Origin of the sequence: Cupriavidus sp. HMR-1, assembly GCF_000319775.1 — a bacterium.
Taxonomy (GTDB): domain Bacteria; phylum Pseudomonadota; class Gammaproteobacteria; order Burkholderiales; family Burkholderiaceae; genus Cupriavidus; species Cupriavidus metallidurans.
Genome location: NZ_ANKP01000107.1, coordinates 21,180 through 37,151, shown reverse-complemented (window position 1 = coordinate 37,151; position 15,972 = coordinate 21,180). Strand labels below are relative to the sequence as shown.

At 65.5% G+C, this 15,972-nt stretch carries 13 protein-coding genes; 10 read left to right on the top strand and 3 right to left on the bottom strand.

Annotated features, from left to right (window positions below; translation table 11 throughout):
* Positions 1-1,059: type II secretion system inner membrane protein GspF (gene gspF, locus D769_RS15265; RefSeq protein ID WP_008646485.1), on the top strand; the 1,059-nt coding region annotated here is incomplete at its 5' end.
* A gap of 134 nt (positions 1,060-1,193) precedes the next feature.
* Here gspF and D769_RS15260 read toward each other — a convergent pair.
* Positions 1,194-2,489, bottom strand: a complete 1,296-nt coding sequence (locus D769_RS15260; RefSeq protein ID WP_008646484.1) for an NYN domain-containing protein — start codon at positions 2,487-2,489, stop codon at positions 1,194-1,196.
* Positions 2,490-2,796: 307 nt separating this feature from the next.
* Here D769_RS15260 and D769_RS15255 point away from each other — a divergent pair, with 307 nt between their 5' ends.
* From D769_RS15255 to D769_RS15235, 5 genes are all read left to right on the top strand, one after another.
* Positions 2,797-6,390 carry an indolepyruvate ferredoxin oxidoreductase family protein gene (locus tag D769_RS15255; protein WP_008646483.1) on the top strand — a complete coding sequence of 1,198 codons (3,594 nt, stop codon included), beginning with the start codon at positions 2,797-2,799 and terminating at the stop codon, positions 6,388-6,390.
* Positions 6,391-6,515: 125 nt separating this feature from the next.
* A complete protein-coding gene (locus D769_RS15250; protein ID WP_008646482.1) occupies positions 6,516-6,935 on the top strand; it encodes a GNAT family acetyltransferase in 420 nt (139 codons plus the stop codon).
* Between the two features lie 34 nt (positions 6,936-6,969).
* Positions 6,970-7,380: a VOC family protein gene (locus tag D769_RS15245; protein ID WP_008646481.1), complete on the top strand. Its 411-nt coding sequence runs from the start codon at positions 6,970-6,972 to the stop codon at positions 7,378-7,380.
* A gap of 110 nt (positions 7,381-7,490) precedes the next feature.
* Positions 7,491-8,744 (top strand): MFS transporter, encoded by a 1,254-nt coding sequence (locus D769_RS15240; protein ID WP_008646480.1) that lies wholly within the window; start codon positions 7,491-7,493, stop codon positions 8,742-8,744.
* Positions 8,745-8,842: 98 nt separating this feature from the next.
* Positions 8,843-10,045 (top strand): MFS transporter, encoded by a 1,203-nt coding sequence (locus D769_RS15235; protein ID WP_152415002.1) that lies wholly within the window; start codon positions 8,843-8,845, stop codon positions 10,043-10,045.
* A gap of 17 nt (positions 10,046-10,062) precedes the next feature.
* Here D769_RS15235 and D769_RS15230 read toward each other — a convergent pair whose 3' ends face one another.
* Complete coding sequence (locus D769_RS15230; protein WP_040011069.1) at positions 10,063-10,944, bottom strand: class III extradiol ring-cleavage dioxygenase; 882 nt, start codon at positions 10,942-10,944, stop codon at positions 10,063-10,065.
* Positions 10,945-11,224: 280 nt separating this feature from the next.
* On the opposite strand from D769_RS15230, the gene D769_RS15225 reads away from it, so the two are divergent.
* The 4 genes from D769_RS15225 to D769_RS15210 all read left to right on the top strand — a co-directional run bounded on the left by D769_RS15225 (position 11,225) and on the right by D769_RS15210 (position 14,781).
* Complete coding sequence (locus D769_RS15225) at positions 11,225-11,554, top strand: hypothetical protein (RefSeq protein WP_008646476.1); 330 nt, start codon at positions 11,225-11,227, stop codon at positions 11,552-11,554.
* Positions 11,555-11,659: 105 nt separating this feature from the next.
* Positions 11,660-12,970, top strand: coding sequence for an MFS transporter (locus tag D769_RS15220; protein ID WP_024569536.1), 1,311 nt, complete (start codon positions 11,660-11,662; stop codon positions 12,968-12,970).
* A 191-nt stretch (positions 12,971-13,161) separates the two neighbouring features.
* A complete protein-coding gene (locus D769_RS15215; protein ID WP_008646474.1) occupies positions 13,162-13,788 on the top strand; it encodes a DNA-3-methyladenine glycosylase I in 627 nt (208 codons plus the stop codon).
* 363 nt (positions 13,789-14,151) lie between these two features.
* Positions 14,152-14,781 carry a LysE family translocator gene (locus D769_RS15210; protein ID WP_017516035.1) on the top strand — a complete coding sequence of 210 codons (630 nt, stop codon included), beginning with the start codon at positions 14,152-14,154 and terminating at the stop codon, positions 14,779-14,781.
* Here the strand turns inward: D769_RS15210 and D769_RS15205 are convergent.
* On the bottom strand, positions 14,773-15,765 hold the full coding sequence (locus D769_RS15205; protein ID WP_008646472.1) for a cation diffusion facilitator family transporter: 993 nt from the start codon (positions 15,763-15,765) through the stop codon (positions 14,773-14,775). The two genes, D769_RS15210 and D769_RS15205, sit on opposite strands and share 9 nt — an antisense overlap.
* Positions 15,766-15,972: the final 207 nt, after the last annotated feature.

Below are 15,972 nucleotides of genomic sequence, written 5' to 3'. Positions count from 1 at the left end.
AGCGGCAGCAGCGCGTTCGTGCGCCGGCTGTCGACGCAGGAGCAGGCGCTGTTCACGCGCCAGCTCGCCAGCCTGATCGTGTCGGGCCTGCCGCTCGACGAAGCCCTGGGCGCGCTTGCCGACCAGGCCGAGCGCCAGTACGTGCATGAGCTCCTTGCGGGCATCCGCGCCGAAGTCATGGGCGGCAGCTCGCTCTCCGTGGCGCTGGCCCAGCATCCCAAGGACTTTCCGGACATCTACCGCGCGCTGGTTTCAGCCGGTGAACATTCTGGCCACCTCGGCATGGTGCTCGAACGGCTGGCCACCTACATCGAGACGCGCAACACGCTGACTTCGAAAATCCGGCTCGCATTCACGTACCCGGCCATCGTCACGGTGGTGGCGTTCGCGATCGTGATCTTCCTGCTGTCGTATGTGGTGCCGCAGGTGGTCAGCGTGTTTGCCAATACCAAGCAGAAGCTGCCCACGCTGACAGTGATCATGCTGGCGCTGTCGGATTTCGTGCGTAACTGGTGGTGGGCCGCGCTGGGTGTCATCGCCGCGGTCGCTGCAATCATTCGCAGCCTGCTGAAGCAGCCAGACGTTCGTCTGGCATGGCACCGCTGGCTACTGACCGCGCCGCTGGTCGGCAAGCTGATTCGCGGGTACAACACGGCGCGCTTCGCCAGCACGCTGTCGATTCTCGTATCGGCCGGCGTGCCGATCCTGCGCAGCCTGCAGGCCGCCGGAGAAACACTGACCAATCAGGCGCTCAAGGCCAACGTCGAGGACGCCACCACGCGTGTGCGCGAAGGCGCATCGCTGGCGCGCGCGCTGGCTGCGCAGAACCAGTTTCCCCCGGTGCTGGTGCACCTGATCCGGTCCGGCGAGGCCACCGGCAACCTGCCGACGATGCTCGACCGCGCAGCCACCGGCGAGGGCCAGGAACTGGAGCGCCGCACGCTGTTCCTGACCAGCCTGCTTGAGCCGCTGCTGATTCTGACGATGGGTGTGGTGGTGCTGATGATCGTGCTGGCCGTGCTGATGCCGATCATCGAGATCAATCAGCTGGTCAGATAGCGCGTCAGTTGTTGACGCGCTGACGCTCTCCCGCACAAGGGAGAGAGGAACAAACCGATTGCGCTGAATCTGCACGAGGTTCTCGTCCTCTCCTGCGTGCGGGAGAGGACAGAGACCTCAGACCACGACGACGCTTACTCCGCCGCAGCCGCCTTCTTCGCCGGCGCGCGCTTGCGCGGTGCGGCCTTCTTTGCCGCAGGCTTCTTCTTCGCCGGCTTCTTGGCTTCCTCCGCAGGCGCTTCCGCCTTCGTCTCCTCGGGCACGTCTACCTGTGCCGACAGCACGGTCGCGCCGGGCGCCGAGAACACCGACTGGTCGATCGGCCACGGGGTATCGCTCAGCGTGACATCGGGACGCTTGGAGCGCTTGCCGCCCGCCTTCGGCCTCTCGGCGGAGACTTCCACGGCCTCCTGAATCAGCGTCGAGGCGGAACCGGCTGCGTCGTCGTCATCTTCCTCTTCCGTCACTCGAGCGGGCTCGATTGCCGGTACGACGACTGCCACGGGTTCGGGCGCTGGCGGTACCGGTCGTGCGGGTGCCGGGGCCGGACGCTGCTGCTGTGGCTGGGCTTGCTGCGATGGCTGCTGCGACTGGGACGGCTGGGACGACTGCGCCTGCTGCTGCGGCTGCTGCTGTTGCGCCGGCTGCGGCTGCCCGCCACCCTCACCCTTGTTGCGCTTCTTCAGCCGCACCCAGAGGGTCTTGTTATTGCCGCCGTTGCGCGTTTCCACCTCGAACAGGTTCGTCGCTGTCACCAGCTCCGAAAGCTTGCCGTAGCCATAGTTACGCGAATCGAATTCCGGGGCCTGCTTGGCGATGTAGTTGCCGATGCCACCGAGCGTGGACCAGCCATCCTCGTCGGACACGGCCTGCGACGCGCTCTGCAGCAGCCGCACCAGGCGCGAATCCTGGCGCAGTTCCTGGGTCGTGCGCTTGCGTGCCGGCGCGCTCCCGGTCTCGGAGTCGGAATCCGAATCGGCTTCCGCGCGCAGCACATCGGAGTAGATGAACTTGTCGCACGCCGTCACGAACGGTTTCGGCGTCTTGCGTTCGCCGAAACCGTAGACGGTCAGGCCCTGTTCGCGGATGCGCGACGCCAGGCGGGTGAAGTCGCTATCGCTGGAGACGATGCAGAACCCGTCGAAGCGGCCCGTGTAGAGCAGGTCCATCGCGTCGATGATCATCGCGCTGTCGGTGGCGTTCTTGCCCACGGTGTAGCGGAACTGCTGGATCGGCTGGATCGAGTGCGCCAGCAGGCGGTCCTTCCAGCCCGAGAGGTTAGGACGCGTCCAGTCGCCGTAGATACGCTTGACGGCGGCAACGCCGTACTTGGCCACTTCGGCCAGCAGGCCTTCGACGATGGCGGGCGCCGCGTTGTCGGCATCGATCAGCACGGCCAGGGTCGCGCCCTGGCGAGGAGTATTGGTCATGGTCGGAGTTGGATGGGGCGGGTTGCACCACGACAGGATACGCCGTGGTGGCGCGCGGTCTACATCGTGGCTCGCGCGTGCGCCGTTTGGATGCACCGCAGTGTACACGTGTGGCGTATGCGTATACGGGAAATCACGGGGGTCCCGGGCGCGATTTATGCTGCATCGCACGGTACCGCGGCCTGCACGCCGGTGCTACCATGCCGCGCAGAGACACGGCCGTCCAATGGCTCCAAAAGAGACTGCGAACGGCTGCCCACAACTGATGTGTCGGTGATCCCGACAGCATGCCCCTAGAGGAGCACAAATGAATGCCCCACTGACCCCTCCGGTCAGCGACGCCATCCGTCGCGCGCTCGAAAACGTTTCCCTCGAAGACAAGTACACGCTGGAACGTGGCCGCATCTACATCAGCGGCACGCAGGCACTGGTACGTCTTCCGATGCTGCAACAGGAACGCGACCGCGCCTCCGGCCTGAATACCGCAGGCTTCATCTCCGGCTACCGCGGCTCCCCGCTCGGCGCGCTCGACCAGTCGCTCTGGAAAGCCAAGAAGCACCTTGCGGCGCACAACGTCGTGTTCCAGGCCGGCCTGAACGAAGATCTTGCCGCCACCTCCGTCTGGGGATCGCAGCAGGTCAACATGTATCCGGACGCCAAGTTCGATGGCGTGTTCGGCATGTGGTACGGCAAGGGTCCGGGTGTCGACCGCACCGGCGACGTCTTCAAGCACGCCAACTCGGCCGGCTCCAGCCGGCACGGCGGCGTGCTGGTGCTGGCCGGTGACGATCACTCGGCCAAGTCCTCCACGCTGGCGCACCAGTCCGAACACATCTTCAAGGCCTGCGGCCTGCCCGTGCTCTACCCGTCGAACGTGCAGGAGTACCTGGACTACGGCCTGCATGGCTGGGCGATGAGCCGCTACTCGGGTCTATGGGTGGCCATGAAGTGCGTGACCGATGTGGTGGAATCTTCGGCATCGGTCGAACTCGACCCGCACCGCGTGCAGATCGTTCTGCCCGATGACTTCGCGCTGCCCCAGGGCGGCCTGAATATCCGCTGGCCGGACCCGCCGCTGGAACAGGAAGCCCGCCTGCTCGACTACAAGTGGTATGCGGGGCTGGCCTATGTGCGCGCCAACAAGATCGATCGCATCGAGATCGATTCACCGCACGCTCGCTTCGGCATCATGACCGCTGGCAAGGCCTATCTCGACACACGCCAGGCACTGTCCGACCTGGGTCTGGACGACGAGACCTGCGCCCGCATCGGCATCCGGCTCTACAAGGTGGGCTGCGTGTGGCCGCTCGAAGCGCATGGCGCGCGTGCGTTCGCCGAGGGCCTGCATGAAATTCTGGTCGTCGAAGAAAAGCGCCAGATCATGGAGTACGCGCTCAAGGAAGAGCTGTACAACTGGCGCGACGACGTGCGTCCCAAGGTCTACGGCAAGTTCGACGAGAAGGACAACGCGGGCGGCGAATGGTCGATCCCGCAGAACAACTGGCTGCTGCCGGCGCACTACGAGCTGTCCCCGGCGATCATCGCCAAGGCCATCGCCACGCGGCTCGAGAAGTTCGACCTGCCCAGCGACATCCGCGCGCGCATCGAGGCGCGCCTGGCCCTGATCCAGGCAAAGGAAAAAGCGCTGGCCACGCCGCGCGTCACCGCCGAGCGCAAGCCGTGGTTCTGCTCGGGCTGTCCGCACAACACGTCGACCAACGTGCCCGAGGGTTCGCGCGCGCTGGCCGGCATCGGCTGCCACTACATGACGGTCTGGATGGACCGCAACACCAGCACGTTCAGCCAGATGGGCGGCGAAGGCGTGGCGTGGATCGGCCAGGCGCCGTTTGCCGGCGACAACCACGTGTTCGCCAACCTGGGCGACGGCACGTACTTCCACTCCGGCCTGCTGGCGATCCGCGCGTCGATCTCGGCCGGTGTGAACATCACCTACAAGATCCTCTACAACGACGCGGTGGCGATGACCGGCGGCCAACCCGTCGACGGTCAGCTTTCGGTGCAGGACATCGCTTTCCAGGTGGCCGCCGAGGGCGCGAAGAAAATCGTCATCGTCACGGACCAGCCCGAGAAGTACAACAGCGCGATCAAGCTGCCCGAGGGTCTGACCGTGCATCCACGCGAGGAACTCGACAACATCCAGCGCGAGCTGCGCGAGGTGCCCGGCTGCACGATCCTGATCTACGACCAGACCTGCGCCACGGAGAAGCGTCGCCGCCGCAAGCGCGGCACGTTCCCCGATCCGGCACGCCGCGCGTTCATCAACGACGCCGTGTGCGAAGGCTGCGGCGACTGCTCGGTCAAGTCGAACTGCCTCTCGGTGGAACCGCTGGAGACCGAACTCGGCACCAAGCGCCAGATCAACCAGTCGTCGTGCAACAAGGACTTCTCGTGCGTGAACGGCTTCTGCCCGAGCTTCGTCACGGCCGAAGGCGCGCAGGTGCGCAAGCCTCAGGCCACCGGCATGTCGATGGGCGGACTGCCCGCGCTGCCCGAACCCGTGCTGCCGACGATGCGCCGTTCGTACGGCATCCTCGTGACCGGCGTGGGCGGTACCGGCGTGGTGACGATCGGCGGCCTGCTCGGCATGGCGGCGCACCTGGAGAACAAGGGGGTGACGGTGCTCGACATGGCCGGCCTGGCGCAGAAAGGTGGCGCCGTGCTGTCGCATGTGCAGATCGCGGCCAAGCCGGATGACCTGCACGCCACGCGCATCGCGATGGGCGAGGCCGACCTCGTGATCGGTTGCGACGCCATCGTGTCGGCCACCGACGAGGTCATCTCGAAGACGCAGACGGGCCGCACGCGTGCCGTGGTCAACACGGCGCAAACCCCGACCGCCGCGTTCATCAAGGACCCGAAGTGGCAGTTCCCGGGCCTGTCCGCCGAGCAGGACATCCGCAATGCGGTCGGCGAAGCCTGCGACTTCATCAACGCCAGCGCGCTGGCCGTGGCGCTGCTTGGTGACGCGATCTACACGAACCCGCTGGTGCTGGGCTACGCGTGGCAGAAGGGCTGGATTCCGCTATCGCTCGAAGCGCTGGTGCGTGCGATCGAACTGAACGGTGTCTCGGTCGACAAGAACAAAGCCGCATTCGACTGGGGCCGCCACATGGCGCACGACCCCGATCACGTGCTGTCGCTCACCGGCAAGCTCAAGACGCAGACGGAAGGCGCGGATGTTGTGAAGCTGCCGACGTCGTCGGGCGCGCTGCTGGAGAAGCTGATCGCCAATCGCGTCGACCTGCTGACGAAGTACCAGAACGCGGCCTACGCCGAGCAGTATCGCGACGCGGTGAATCGCGTGCGCGCGGTGGAAAGCGCGCTGGTGGGCGCCGGCAAGCCGCTGCCGCTGACGGAAGCCGCGGCACGCAACCTGGCCAAGCTGATGGCGTACAAGGACGAGTATGAAGTCGCGCGCCTGTACACCGACCCCATCTTCCTGGACAAGCTGCGCGCGCAGTTCGAAGGCGAGCCGGGCCGTGACTATCAGCTGAACTTCTGGCTCGCGCCGCCGACCACGGCCAAGCGCGATGACAAGGGTCATCTGGTCAAGCGCCGCTTCGGCCCGTCGACCATGACGCTGTTCCGTATGCTGGCCAGGCTCAAGGGCCTGCGCGGCGGACCGCTCGACATCTTCGGCAAGACCGAGGAGCGTCGCACGGAACGCGCGCTGATCGGTGAGTATCGTTCGCTGCTCGACGAGCTGTCGAAGGGTCTGAGCGCGGCCAACCACGATACAGCAGTGGCGCTGGCGAACTTGCCCGACGATATTCGCGGGTTCGGTCATGTGAAGGAAAACAACCTCAAGGCGGCGCGCGGCCGGTGGGAAAAGCTGCTCGCCCAGTTCCGCAATCCGCAGGCGGGGCAGCAGGCAGCCTGATTGCGACGGAGCAGAACGGCGGCGCGGGAGTGAATCCCGCGCCGTTTTTGCTTCTGGGGCGTGTCTTGGCGTGCCATAGCGTGGCCGGCGCTACACTGGCAGGCCGACACACTCCCGGCATTCCCATGCAAATCCGCCCCTACAACCCCACCGACGAAGCCGATGTCATCGCCCTGTGGAAAGCCTGCGGGCTGACACGCCCGTGGAACGATCCGCACCGCGACATCGCCCGCAAGATGACCGAGCAGCCGGAGATGTTCCTGATCGGCGATGTGGAAGGACATGTGCGCGCGTCGGCCATGGTTGGGTTCGACGGGCATCGCGGTTGGGTCTACTACCTGGCCGTGGACCCCGCCCATCAGGGCCGTGGCTATGGGCGTATGCTGATGGCACACGCCGAGGCGCTGCTGATCGAGCGCGGCTGCCCGAAGATCAACCTGCTGGTGCGCGAAGGCAACGACGCCGTGCTGGCGTTCTACAACGAACTTGGCTACACCCGTGACGCCGCGGTCAGCCTGGGCAAGCGGCTGATCCCCGATCAATGATTCCCTGGTGACCCTCCGGTCAGCGCAACTCGCCATGCTGAAGATCCGCGGTATCGACCATCTGGTGCTGCGCACCGCCGATGTCCCCCGCCTCGTGCGCTTCTACGTTGACGTGCTTGGCTGCACCATCGAGCGCGAGCAGCCCGCCTTCGGCCTGACCCAGTTGCGCGCCGGCGGCGGACTGATCGATCTGATTTCGCTCGATGGCCCGCTTGGGCAGGCTGGTGGGGCCGGACCCGGCCCGGAGGGCCGCAACCTCGATCACTTCTGCCTTCGCATCGATCCGTTCGATGAGAAAGCCATTTTTATGCATCTAAATATTCATCATATTGATGCAAGTCCGGTCGAGCAGCGATTTGGCGCAGAGGGCCGCGGGCCGTCGATCTACGTGAAGGACCCGGACGGCAATACCGTCGAGCTGAAAGGACCGGCGACCCCGGACTAAGGGATCCCCCCGGAAAGTGGCTTCCCGCTGGCACGGGCGGACCGATACAATCTTCGCTTCATCGATCAAGCTTCGCCACCGGCGCCCCCCAAATCTGCGTCGGGCGCGCCATGAACGCTCCTTCCGCCCCCCATCCTGCCGGTGGCCCGGCACTGCCACCCCGCCAGATCGTCTGGACACTCGGCATCACCGAGATCATCAGTTGGGGAACGCTGTACTTCGCGTTCACCGTGTTCATCGAACCGATGCGCCAGTCCCTCGGGTACGGCAAACCATTCCTGGCGGGCGGATTTTCGCTGGGGCTGCTGGTCTGGGCGATGTGCTCGTTCGCAGTGGGCCGGCTGCTGGACCGCGTGCCGGCACGCAAGGTCATGGGCACGGGCTCGGTGCTGGCCGCCATCGGACTGCTGCTCTGGGCGTGGTGCCCGTCGCCAGCGGTATTCCTGCTGATGTGGATTCCGCTCGGGCTGGCCATGGCGTCGACGCTGTATGAGCCGGCCTTCGTGGTCCTGCGTCAGGCCTGGGGGGACGGCTACCAGAAGCCGATCGTCCATGTGACGCTGCTTGCGGGCTTCGCCAGCACGATCTTCATCCCGCTGGCGCAGTGGCTGGTGCTCCATCTGGGCTGGCGCGAGACGCTGGTCGTCTTTGCCGCGCTGAACCTGTTCGTCTGCGCACCATTGCACGCGCGGTTGCGCTACGCGGTGCATCCCAGCTACGCCCATGCCGGCACCCACAGCGGCACACCGCTGGCTGGCGCGGCGTCCTCCGGCATCGCCCGCGCGACGCTGCGCCAGCCGGTATTCTGGTGCGTGGTGCTGGCGTTCACAGCCACAGCGGTGATCGCCTCGCTACTCGGCGCCCACCTGATTCCGATGCTGACGGAGAAGGGGATGCCCATCGCGCAGCAACTGATCGTGGCCGCGCTGATCGGGCCCGCGCAGGTAGCCGGGCGGCTCGTCATGGCGCGGCTGCCGATTGATCACCCGGTGCGGCTGTCGATGCCGGTCTACATCGTGATGACCATCGGCCTGGCCTGTCTGGCGCTGGGCAACGGCTACTGGCTGATGTTCGCGGCGATCTGCTACGGCTGCGCCAACGGCGTCAACACGATGCTGCGCGCGATGGCCATGCCCGAACTGATCTCGCGTCATCACTATGCAACGCTGAATGGGTTAATGATGACCCCTGTGTTGCTGATGCAGGCCGCCGCGCCGTGGTTTGGCGCCCTGCTCTGGCGTGCCGCCGGCGGCTACTGGCTGATGCTGTGGGTCATGGTGGCGCTATCCATCGGCGCGCTGGCCGCCTTTGCGTTCGCGCTGCATCAGCGTGGCCTGCTGCGTGCCAGCGCGGCTCCCGCGTAGCGACAGCGCTGCGTTATTGCGTCAATTCATCGCTTTGTTGTCTCTTTGCTGTCTCTTTGCTGTCTCTTTGTTGTCTCCTTGCTGTCTGGTAGTACCTGATGTCCGAATACTCGATCGAATCACCCGCCCGTAGCGAAACCGCTCCGCCCCCGTCGCCCTCGGCAGTCTCCCGTGCCACACGCGGCACCATGGCGCTGTTCTTCGCCAACGGCGCCACATTTGCCACCTGGGGCGTCCATATCCCCACGATCAAGGAACGTTTCGGCCTGTCCGATGCCATGCTGTCGTTCGCCATGCTGGCCGTGGCCGCTGGCGCCATCGTCGCCATGGGCCCGGTGGGCCGCTGGGTGGCCCGGCTTGGCAGCGCGCGTGCCTCGATGATCGGCGGCGTCGCCTTCGCACTGCTCACGCTGGCGATCATCGCCATGCCGAGCTTTGCCCTGCTGCTGCCCACGTTGCTGATATTCGGCATGGCCAACGCCGCGTTTGACGTCGGCATGAACGCGCAGGCCGCGATTGTGGAGGCCAGCCGCACACGTCCGGTGATGTCCGCGCTGCACGGCATGTTCAGCCTGGGTGGGATGATCGGCGCGGCGTTCGGCGGGCTCATGCTGTCGCTTGGCGTGCCGCCGCTGGTGCACGCGGCGCTGATTGCCGCACTGACGGCGGGCGTGGCAATCGGCATGACGCCGGGGCTGCTGGCCGATCATCCGGTGCTGCCTACCGCCGACCATCACCGCGAACACGCGTCGCGCGCGTTATGGCTGCTGGGCCTGATGGCGTTCCTGGGGCTGGTGGGTGAAGGGGCGATGTACGACTGGACCAGCGTCTACATGCGTGACGTGGCCGTGGCGCCGCCGGGCTGGGTCAGCTTCGGGTATGCGGCGTTCTCGGGGGGTATGGCCTGCGGTCGCTTCGGCGGTGACCGCCTGCGTGCCCGTTTCGGCGATGCGCGGACGCTGACCGGCAGCGCCTGGCTTGGCTTTGCCGGCATCGTGCTGGCCATCGCCGTGCCGTTGCCGCTGGCCGCGTTGATCGGCTTCGGGCTGATGGGGCTCGGCGCCGCGAACATGGTGCCGATCTTCTTCGCCGCCGCGTCGCGCCTGCCCGGCGTAGCCGCGGCGGAGGCGATTGCGCGCGTAGCGCGCTTCGCCTATGTGGGCCTGCTGCTCGGGCCCGTGCTGATCGGCGGCGTCGCGCACCTCTCGGACCTGCGTATCGGCATCACGGTGGTGGCGCTAACGATGGGCTACATCGCCCTGTTCGGCGCGAAGGCGGCACGCCGCTATCTCACCACCTGATTCGACACCCGGCAGGCTCAGGCCGCCTTCTGCAGCGGCGCATGACCTGTGCCGATGCCATCGAAGACGAACGTGTCCATCGCCAGCACGCCATAGGTGACCTCATCGGCCACGCGGTCCACCCGCGCCGACCCTGCGGCCACGGAGGCTGGACCGATCGCGGCGCCCAGCGCCACGTAGAACGGCAACAGGTGCTCGTCCGTCGGATGCGCGCGACGGGCGAACGGTGCCTGGGCACGATAGTCCGCGATGCGGCTGACGTCGCCGGTGGCCAGCGCCTCGTCCAGCGCGCCGCTCATCCAGTCGCGGAAGGCATCGACGTACGGCTCGGTCGCCGGGCCGTGCTGCGCCTTGCGTTCGCCCGCCCCAAACACTTCGCGCAGGTTGTGCGTGAAGCTGCCCGAACCGATCACGAGCACGCCTTCCTCGCGCAGCGGCGCCAGCGCGCGGCCGATATCGATCTGCGTGGCCGGAGGCAGGTACGGGTTGAAAGCGAGCTGGACCACGGGGACGTCGGCATCCGGGAAGAAGTGACGTAGCGGCATCCAGGCGCCGTGATCGAGCGGACGCTCTTCATCCTCGCAGACAAACCCGGCACCCGGGATCTGAGCCGCTTCGACCAGCGCCTTCACGCGGCTGGCAAGTTCGGGCGAGCCCGGCGCGTCATAGCGCAACGTGTAGAGCTCGCGCGGAAAGCCGCCGAAGTCGTGCCATGCCTCTTGCTGGCTGCGCGTGCTGACTGCCAGCGTGCTGTAGATCCAGTGCGCGGAAATCACCAGCACGGCCTTGGGCTTGAGCGCGCGCAGGCGGACACCGAGCGCGTCGAAGGCGGCGCCGGTCGGACCCGGGTCGATCGCGAGCATGGGGGATCCGTGGGACACGTAGAGGACGGGAAGCATGGTGTTCATGGCGAGTTGCCGTTCAGCGAATTTGTGCGATGCCTCAAGTCTGGCAAAGAATGCTGGCGCTGACGCAGGCCAATTACGGACACCTCGTGCAAAAAACTTCAACAAGACCTGCGCCGACCATCCGCGCGCCGCGCGCGAGCGTTGGATAACGCACACAGCACATGGGGGATCCGGCCGCACCGCCGACAGGCGCAAGCCGAATCGGCCTATGATGGGGAACACGATGCCCCTGCGCCCCAGACAACGTGCCGGGCATCGGCTGGAGAACCCCGTGGCCAAGCATTTCGATCCCCTGCACGCCCTGCCGCACGCCTTGTGGTGGCAGCCCGGCGTATACGGCAGCGTCCCCGCCGTGCTGCTCTGGATCGTCGCACGATTGCCCGCCGACGCGCTCGCCAGTGTCTTCAGCACCCCCTACGCCAGCGCGCTGTTCAACCATGCGGGCGACACGGTATTCGTCACAGGCTGGCTCGCGAGCGCAGTCTGGCTCTGGTTCACACGCAAGAAACCCAACCTTCCGGACCGCAAGGTCGCCCCGACAGGGGACGAGCGCCCCGCCGCCGGGCAACACGCGCCCCATCACGGCCATCGCCCGGGCTGACGGCTTCGCTGATGTAAGGAATCGCTTAAGATGACGCCTTCGCCACTGCCAGAGCACGCGCTTGCAGTGGCATCCAAAGGTTCTCTCAACATCATCATTTGCGCCATGTCCGTCACCGCTACATCCGCCAATGAGCTGTCCAAGGCCACCCGACGCCGCGCGATCATCGCCGCGACCATCGGCAACGGCCTGGAATGGTTCGACTTCACCGTCTACAGCTTCTTCGCAGTCATCATCGCCAAGCTGTTCTTCCCCACCGGCAATGACATGACGTCGTTCCTGCTGACGGTGGCCACGTTCGGCGTGGGCTTCTTCATGCGTCCGGTGGGCGCGATCGTGCTGGGCGTCTACGCCGACCGCGTGGGCCGCAAGGCGGCGCTGACCCTGACCATCCTGATGATGGCGCTGGGCACGGCGATCATCGGCCTGGCGCCGACCTACGACTCGATCGGCCTGTGGGCTCCGGCGCTGATCGTGCTGGCACGCCTGATCCAGGGCTTCTCGGCCGGCGGCGAAGTCGGCGGCGCCACGGCGTTCCTGATCGAGCACGCCCCCGACGAGGAACGTGGCATGTACGCCAGCTGGCAGCAAGCCAGCCAGGGCATCTCGTTCATGCTCGGCGCGGCCATGGGCGCGCTGGTGACCAATGGCCTGGACCAGGCCCAGATCGATGCCTGGGGCTGGCGCATCCCGTTCCTGTTCGGCCTGCTGATCGGCCCGGTGGGCATGTATATCCGCTCGCACCTGGAAGAGCCGCCCGAGTTCGAGGCACGCCAGGCCGAGCGCCGCGCGAGCAACGTGAAATTCTCGCCGCTGTCGCAGGTGCTGCGCGATCATCCGCGCGAAGTGCTGGCCGGCCTGGGCGTGACGATCCTCTGGACCGTCTGCACCTACGTGCTGGTGTTCTACATGCCGTCCTACGCCAAGCAGCAACTTGGTCTGCCGCTGGGCGCCACGTTCCAGTCCACCGCGATCTGCGGCGCGATCATCCTGGTGCTGTGCCCGCTGATGGGCATGCTGTCCGACCGCGTGGGTCGCAAGCGGATGCTCGGCGTCGTGGCGCTGGCCATCGGCGTGCTGGCCTACCCGTTGTTCCACTGGCTCAACGTTTCCCCGACCACGGCCACCCTGCTCCAGGTGCAGATCGTGCTGGGCATCCTGCTGGCCGCGTTCACCGGCCCGGCGCCCGCCGTGCTGGCCGAGCAGTTCCCGACCGAGGTCCGCTCCACGGGCCTGTCGCTGGCCTATAACTTCGCCGTGACGATCTTCGGCGGCTTCGCGCCGCTGATCGTCACCTGGCTGATCGAATCGACGCACAACAAGCTGGCGCCCGCGTACTACGTGATTGCCGCTGCGGCCATCAGCTTCGTCGCGCTCGTGTTCATGCACGACCGTACCGGCAAGAAGCTCGCCTGACCGCTTACGCTTGCGCAAGCAGAAGAAAGCCAACCTTCGGGTTGGCTTTTTTTTTTCGCCAGCCGGATTCGTCAGGCAGTGATGCAAATCGCATGTCCGAATCCAGCCATGCCGCGCCTTTACCGCGTCGGGTAACAGGCGCAAGATCGCGTGGACGCACGTCCAACCTGCCCGCCAAGGAGCCCCATAGCATGACCAGATCGACATCCGCGCCACAGCCCCGCGAACGCTGCGGCTGGTGCGGCACGCTGGAGGATTACTGCCACTACCACGATCACGAATGGGGCTTCCCTGTCGACGACGACCGGCGGCTGTTCGAGAAGCTCTGCCTGGAAGGCTTCCAGTCGGGCCTGAGCTGGCTGACGATCCTCCGCAAGCGCGAGGCGTTCCGCAGCGCATTTGCCAACTTCGAGATCAACAAGGTGGCGCGGTTCACCGAGCACGACGTGGAAAGGCTGCTGGGCGACGCAGGCATCGTCCGCCATCGCGGCAAGATCGAAGCCGCGATCAACAATGCCCAGTGCGCGAAGGAACTGCTGAAGACCGAATCGTCGCTGGCTGCGTACTTCTGGAAGTTCGAGCCCGACCCGAAGGGCCGGCCCAAGACGCTCACGCCCGAGGTGCTGCGGGGCATGACCACCTGCCCGGAAGCGGTAGCGTTGTCGAAGGACCTGAAGAAGCGCGGCTGGAAGTTCGTGGGCCCGACCACGATGTACGCACTGATGCAGGCAATGGGGCTGGTCAACGACCATCGCGAAGGCTGCTGGACCCGCGCCGAAGTACAGCGCGTGCGCAAAGCGTTCAAGGTGCCAAAATAATAGGCAGGTCACGTATACGGGTGTTTACGTATACGTGTCTGTTTACATTGTTGTTTACGTATACATAGATAGTAGTAATAGATAAGACTGACCCGTCAGCGTGGATAACCGGCTTATCTCTTGCCGCATCAATGGTTTACGTTCGGGAGAACCCTTAGGGCAAGCGGTCTGCGTATACGTGGATACGGGTGGACAAGTTTTCCTTCCGCCGGCGGAAAGCGGTAAGCTTGCCGAGTTGTTCGTATACGTCCCACATGCGACCCCCAGCCGGACCACAGGCTGTTCACCCGGTTGTCCCCAGGTCAACCGCCAATTTGTCCACAGGCCGCGCATGGCGAGGGACCACCGCCAAGGATGCTGCCGATGGATGCCACTACCCTGTTCCTGTACATGATTGCCGTTGGCGCCGTGGTGGTGACGCCCGGCCCAACGATGCTGCTGGCCCTGAGCAACGGAGCCACGCGCGGCATGCGGGTGGCGGCCTGTGGCATCGCCGGCGCGGCGCTGGCGGACCTGATTCTGATCGGTGCGGTGGGTTGCGGGCTTGGCGCCGTGTTGCTGGCGTCCGAGCAGATGTTCGCGGTGATCAAGTGGATCGGTGCCGCGTACCTGCTCTATCTGGCCTGGGGGCTGTGGCGGGCGCCGGTGCAGGCGCTGACGGTCTCGTCCGGCGAGGCGTCGGTCAATGGCTGGGCGGCCTTTTTGCGCGCATTGTTCGTGGCGCTGTCCAATCCGAAGACGCTGCTGTTCACGTCGGCCTTCGTGCCGCAGTTCATCCACCCGGACAAGCCGGTGGCGCTGCAGTACACGATCCTGGCGGTGGTGGCCGCCATCCTCGACATCCTGATGATGATGATCTACGCCTTTGGCGGGCAGCACGCCATGCGGACGATGTCGGCGCGCGCCGTGCGCTGGGTCAACCGGGGCTGCGCCGGGATACTGGCGTTCCTGGCCGTGGGTCTGAGCCTGTACCGCCGCAGCGAACTACGCTGAGCGGCGGCTCTCGCCGCTCACTCCGGTCCCTCCGGCCACACCGGTAGTCCCAGTCACCCTTACCGGGTCCACATGGGTCATTACGTTGAGGACGTCGTTGCGCACCATGGCGCGACGCGCCGCCTCCGTGGCAATCGCGTGGCCCTGCTCGACGGTCAGGTCGGCCTGGATCTCCAGATGGACATCCACCAGGATCATGTCGCCCATCTTGCGCGTCTTCAGGTCATGCAATCCGAGCACGCCCGGCGTCTCGAGCATGGCCGCGCGTAGCGCTGCCACGGTGTCTTCGTCCGCAGCGCGGTCCATCAGGTCGCTCAGCGCGTCCCAGCCGAACTTCAGGCCCGTTCGCGACACCATCAAGCCGACCACGATCGCCGCCACGGGGTCCAGCACGTGATAGCCAAGCAGGTTGCCACCGACACCCAGCGCCACCACCAGTGACGATGCGGCATCGGATCGCGCGTGCCACGCATTGGCAACGAGCATGCTTGACCGGATCCGTTCGGCCACGCGCAGCATGTAGCGGAACAGCAACTCCTTGGCCACCAGCGCGCCAAGCGCCATCCAGATCGCAATGGTCTGCACCGGTTGCACGCCGTTCGGGTGCTGGATCTTTCCAACGGCCGCCCACAGCATCCCGACACCCACCGCCAGCAGCAACGCGCCGATCGCCAGTGAGGCTGCGGTCTCGAAACGTTGGTGTCCGTACGGGTGATCGGTATCGGCATCCTTGCGGCTATGGTGTCCTGCAAACAACACCACGAAATCGGATATCAGATCGGAAAGAGAATGGAGTGCATCCGCAACTAGCGCCTGTGAACCCGCAATGATCCCGATCACGGCCTGCGCAATGCTGAGTCCGATATTGACGTAGACACTGACCATCGTGCTGCGTCGGCCCGCCAGATGGCGTGCCCGCGCGGCTTCGTCGTGCTGGGCGACTTCAGGGGCCAGGGGATCATCAGCGATGGAACTATCGCGCATGGTGTTCAGGGGAAACGGGATCGAAATAGCGGGTGAGCAATACGTGCATACGGTAGCACTTTTACATCACGGTGACAGTGGTCTGAAACGGTAAGCCATTAATCCAGGATTAATCCCGAAGATGCAAAGTGGATGCAGGTAAACCGCGTCGGGGTGAACGATTAAAGCCAGTTGTGGCGCAACGCGCGTATGACGGCAATAATACGT

What these genes read in the sequence shown, in the direction of transcription:
- D769_RS15260 (WP_008646484.1), bottom strand. Translation starts at nt 2,489, where the DNA reads ATGACCAATACTCCTCGCCAGGGCGCGACCCTGGCCGTGCTGATCGAT.
- D769_RS15255 (WP_008646483.1), top strand. Translation starts at nt 2,797, where the DNA reads ATGAATGCCCCACTGACCCCTCCGGTCAGCGACGCCATCCGTCGCGCG.
- D769_RS15250 (WP_008646482.1), top strand. Translation starts at nt 6,516, where the DNA reads ATGCAAATCCGCCCCTACAACCCCACCGACGAAGCCGATGTCATCGCC.
- D769_RS15245 (WP_008646481.1), top strand. Translation starts at nt 6,970, where the DNA reads ATGCTGAAGATCCGCGGTATCGACCATCTGGTGCTGCGCACCGCCGAT.
- D769_RS15240 (WP_008646480.1), top strand. Translation starts at nt 7,491, where the DNA reads ATGAACGCTCCTTCCGCCCCCCATCCTGCCGGTGGCCCGGCACTGCCA.
- D769_RS15235 (WP_152415002.1), top strand. Translation starts at nt 8,843, where the DNA reads ATGTCCGAATACTCGATCGAATCACCCGCCCGTAGCGAAACCGCTCCG.
- D769_RS15230 (WP_040011069.1), bottom strand. Translation starts at nt 10,944, where the DNA reads ATGCTTCCCGTCCTCTACGTGTCCCACGGATCCCCCATGCTCGCGATC.
- D769_RS15220 (WP_024569536.1), top strand. Translation starts at nt 11,660, where the DNA reads ATGTCCGTCACCGCTACATCCGCCAATGAGCTGTCCAAGGCCACCCGA.
- D769_RS15215 (WP_008646474.1), top strand. Translation starts at nt 13,162, where the DNA reads ATGACCAGATCGACATCCGCGCCACAGCCCCGCGAACGCTGCGGCTGG.
- D769_RS15210 (WP_017516035.1), top strand. Translation starts at nt 14,152, where the DNA reads ATGGATGCCACTACCCTGTTCCTGTACATGATTGCCGTTGGCGCCGTG.
- D769_RS15205 (WP_008646472.1), bottom strand. Translation starts at nt 15,765, where the DNA reads ATGCGCGATAGTTCCATCGCTGATGATCCCCTGGCCCCTGAAGTCGCC.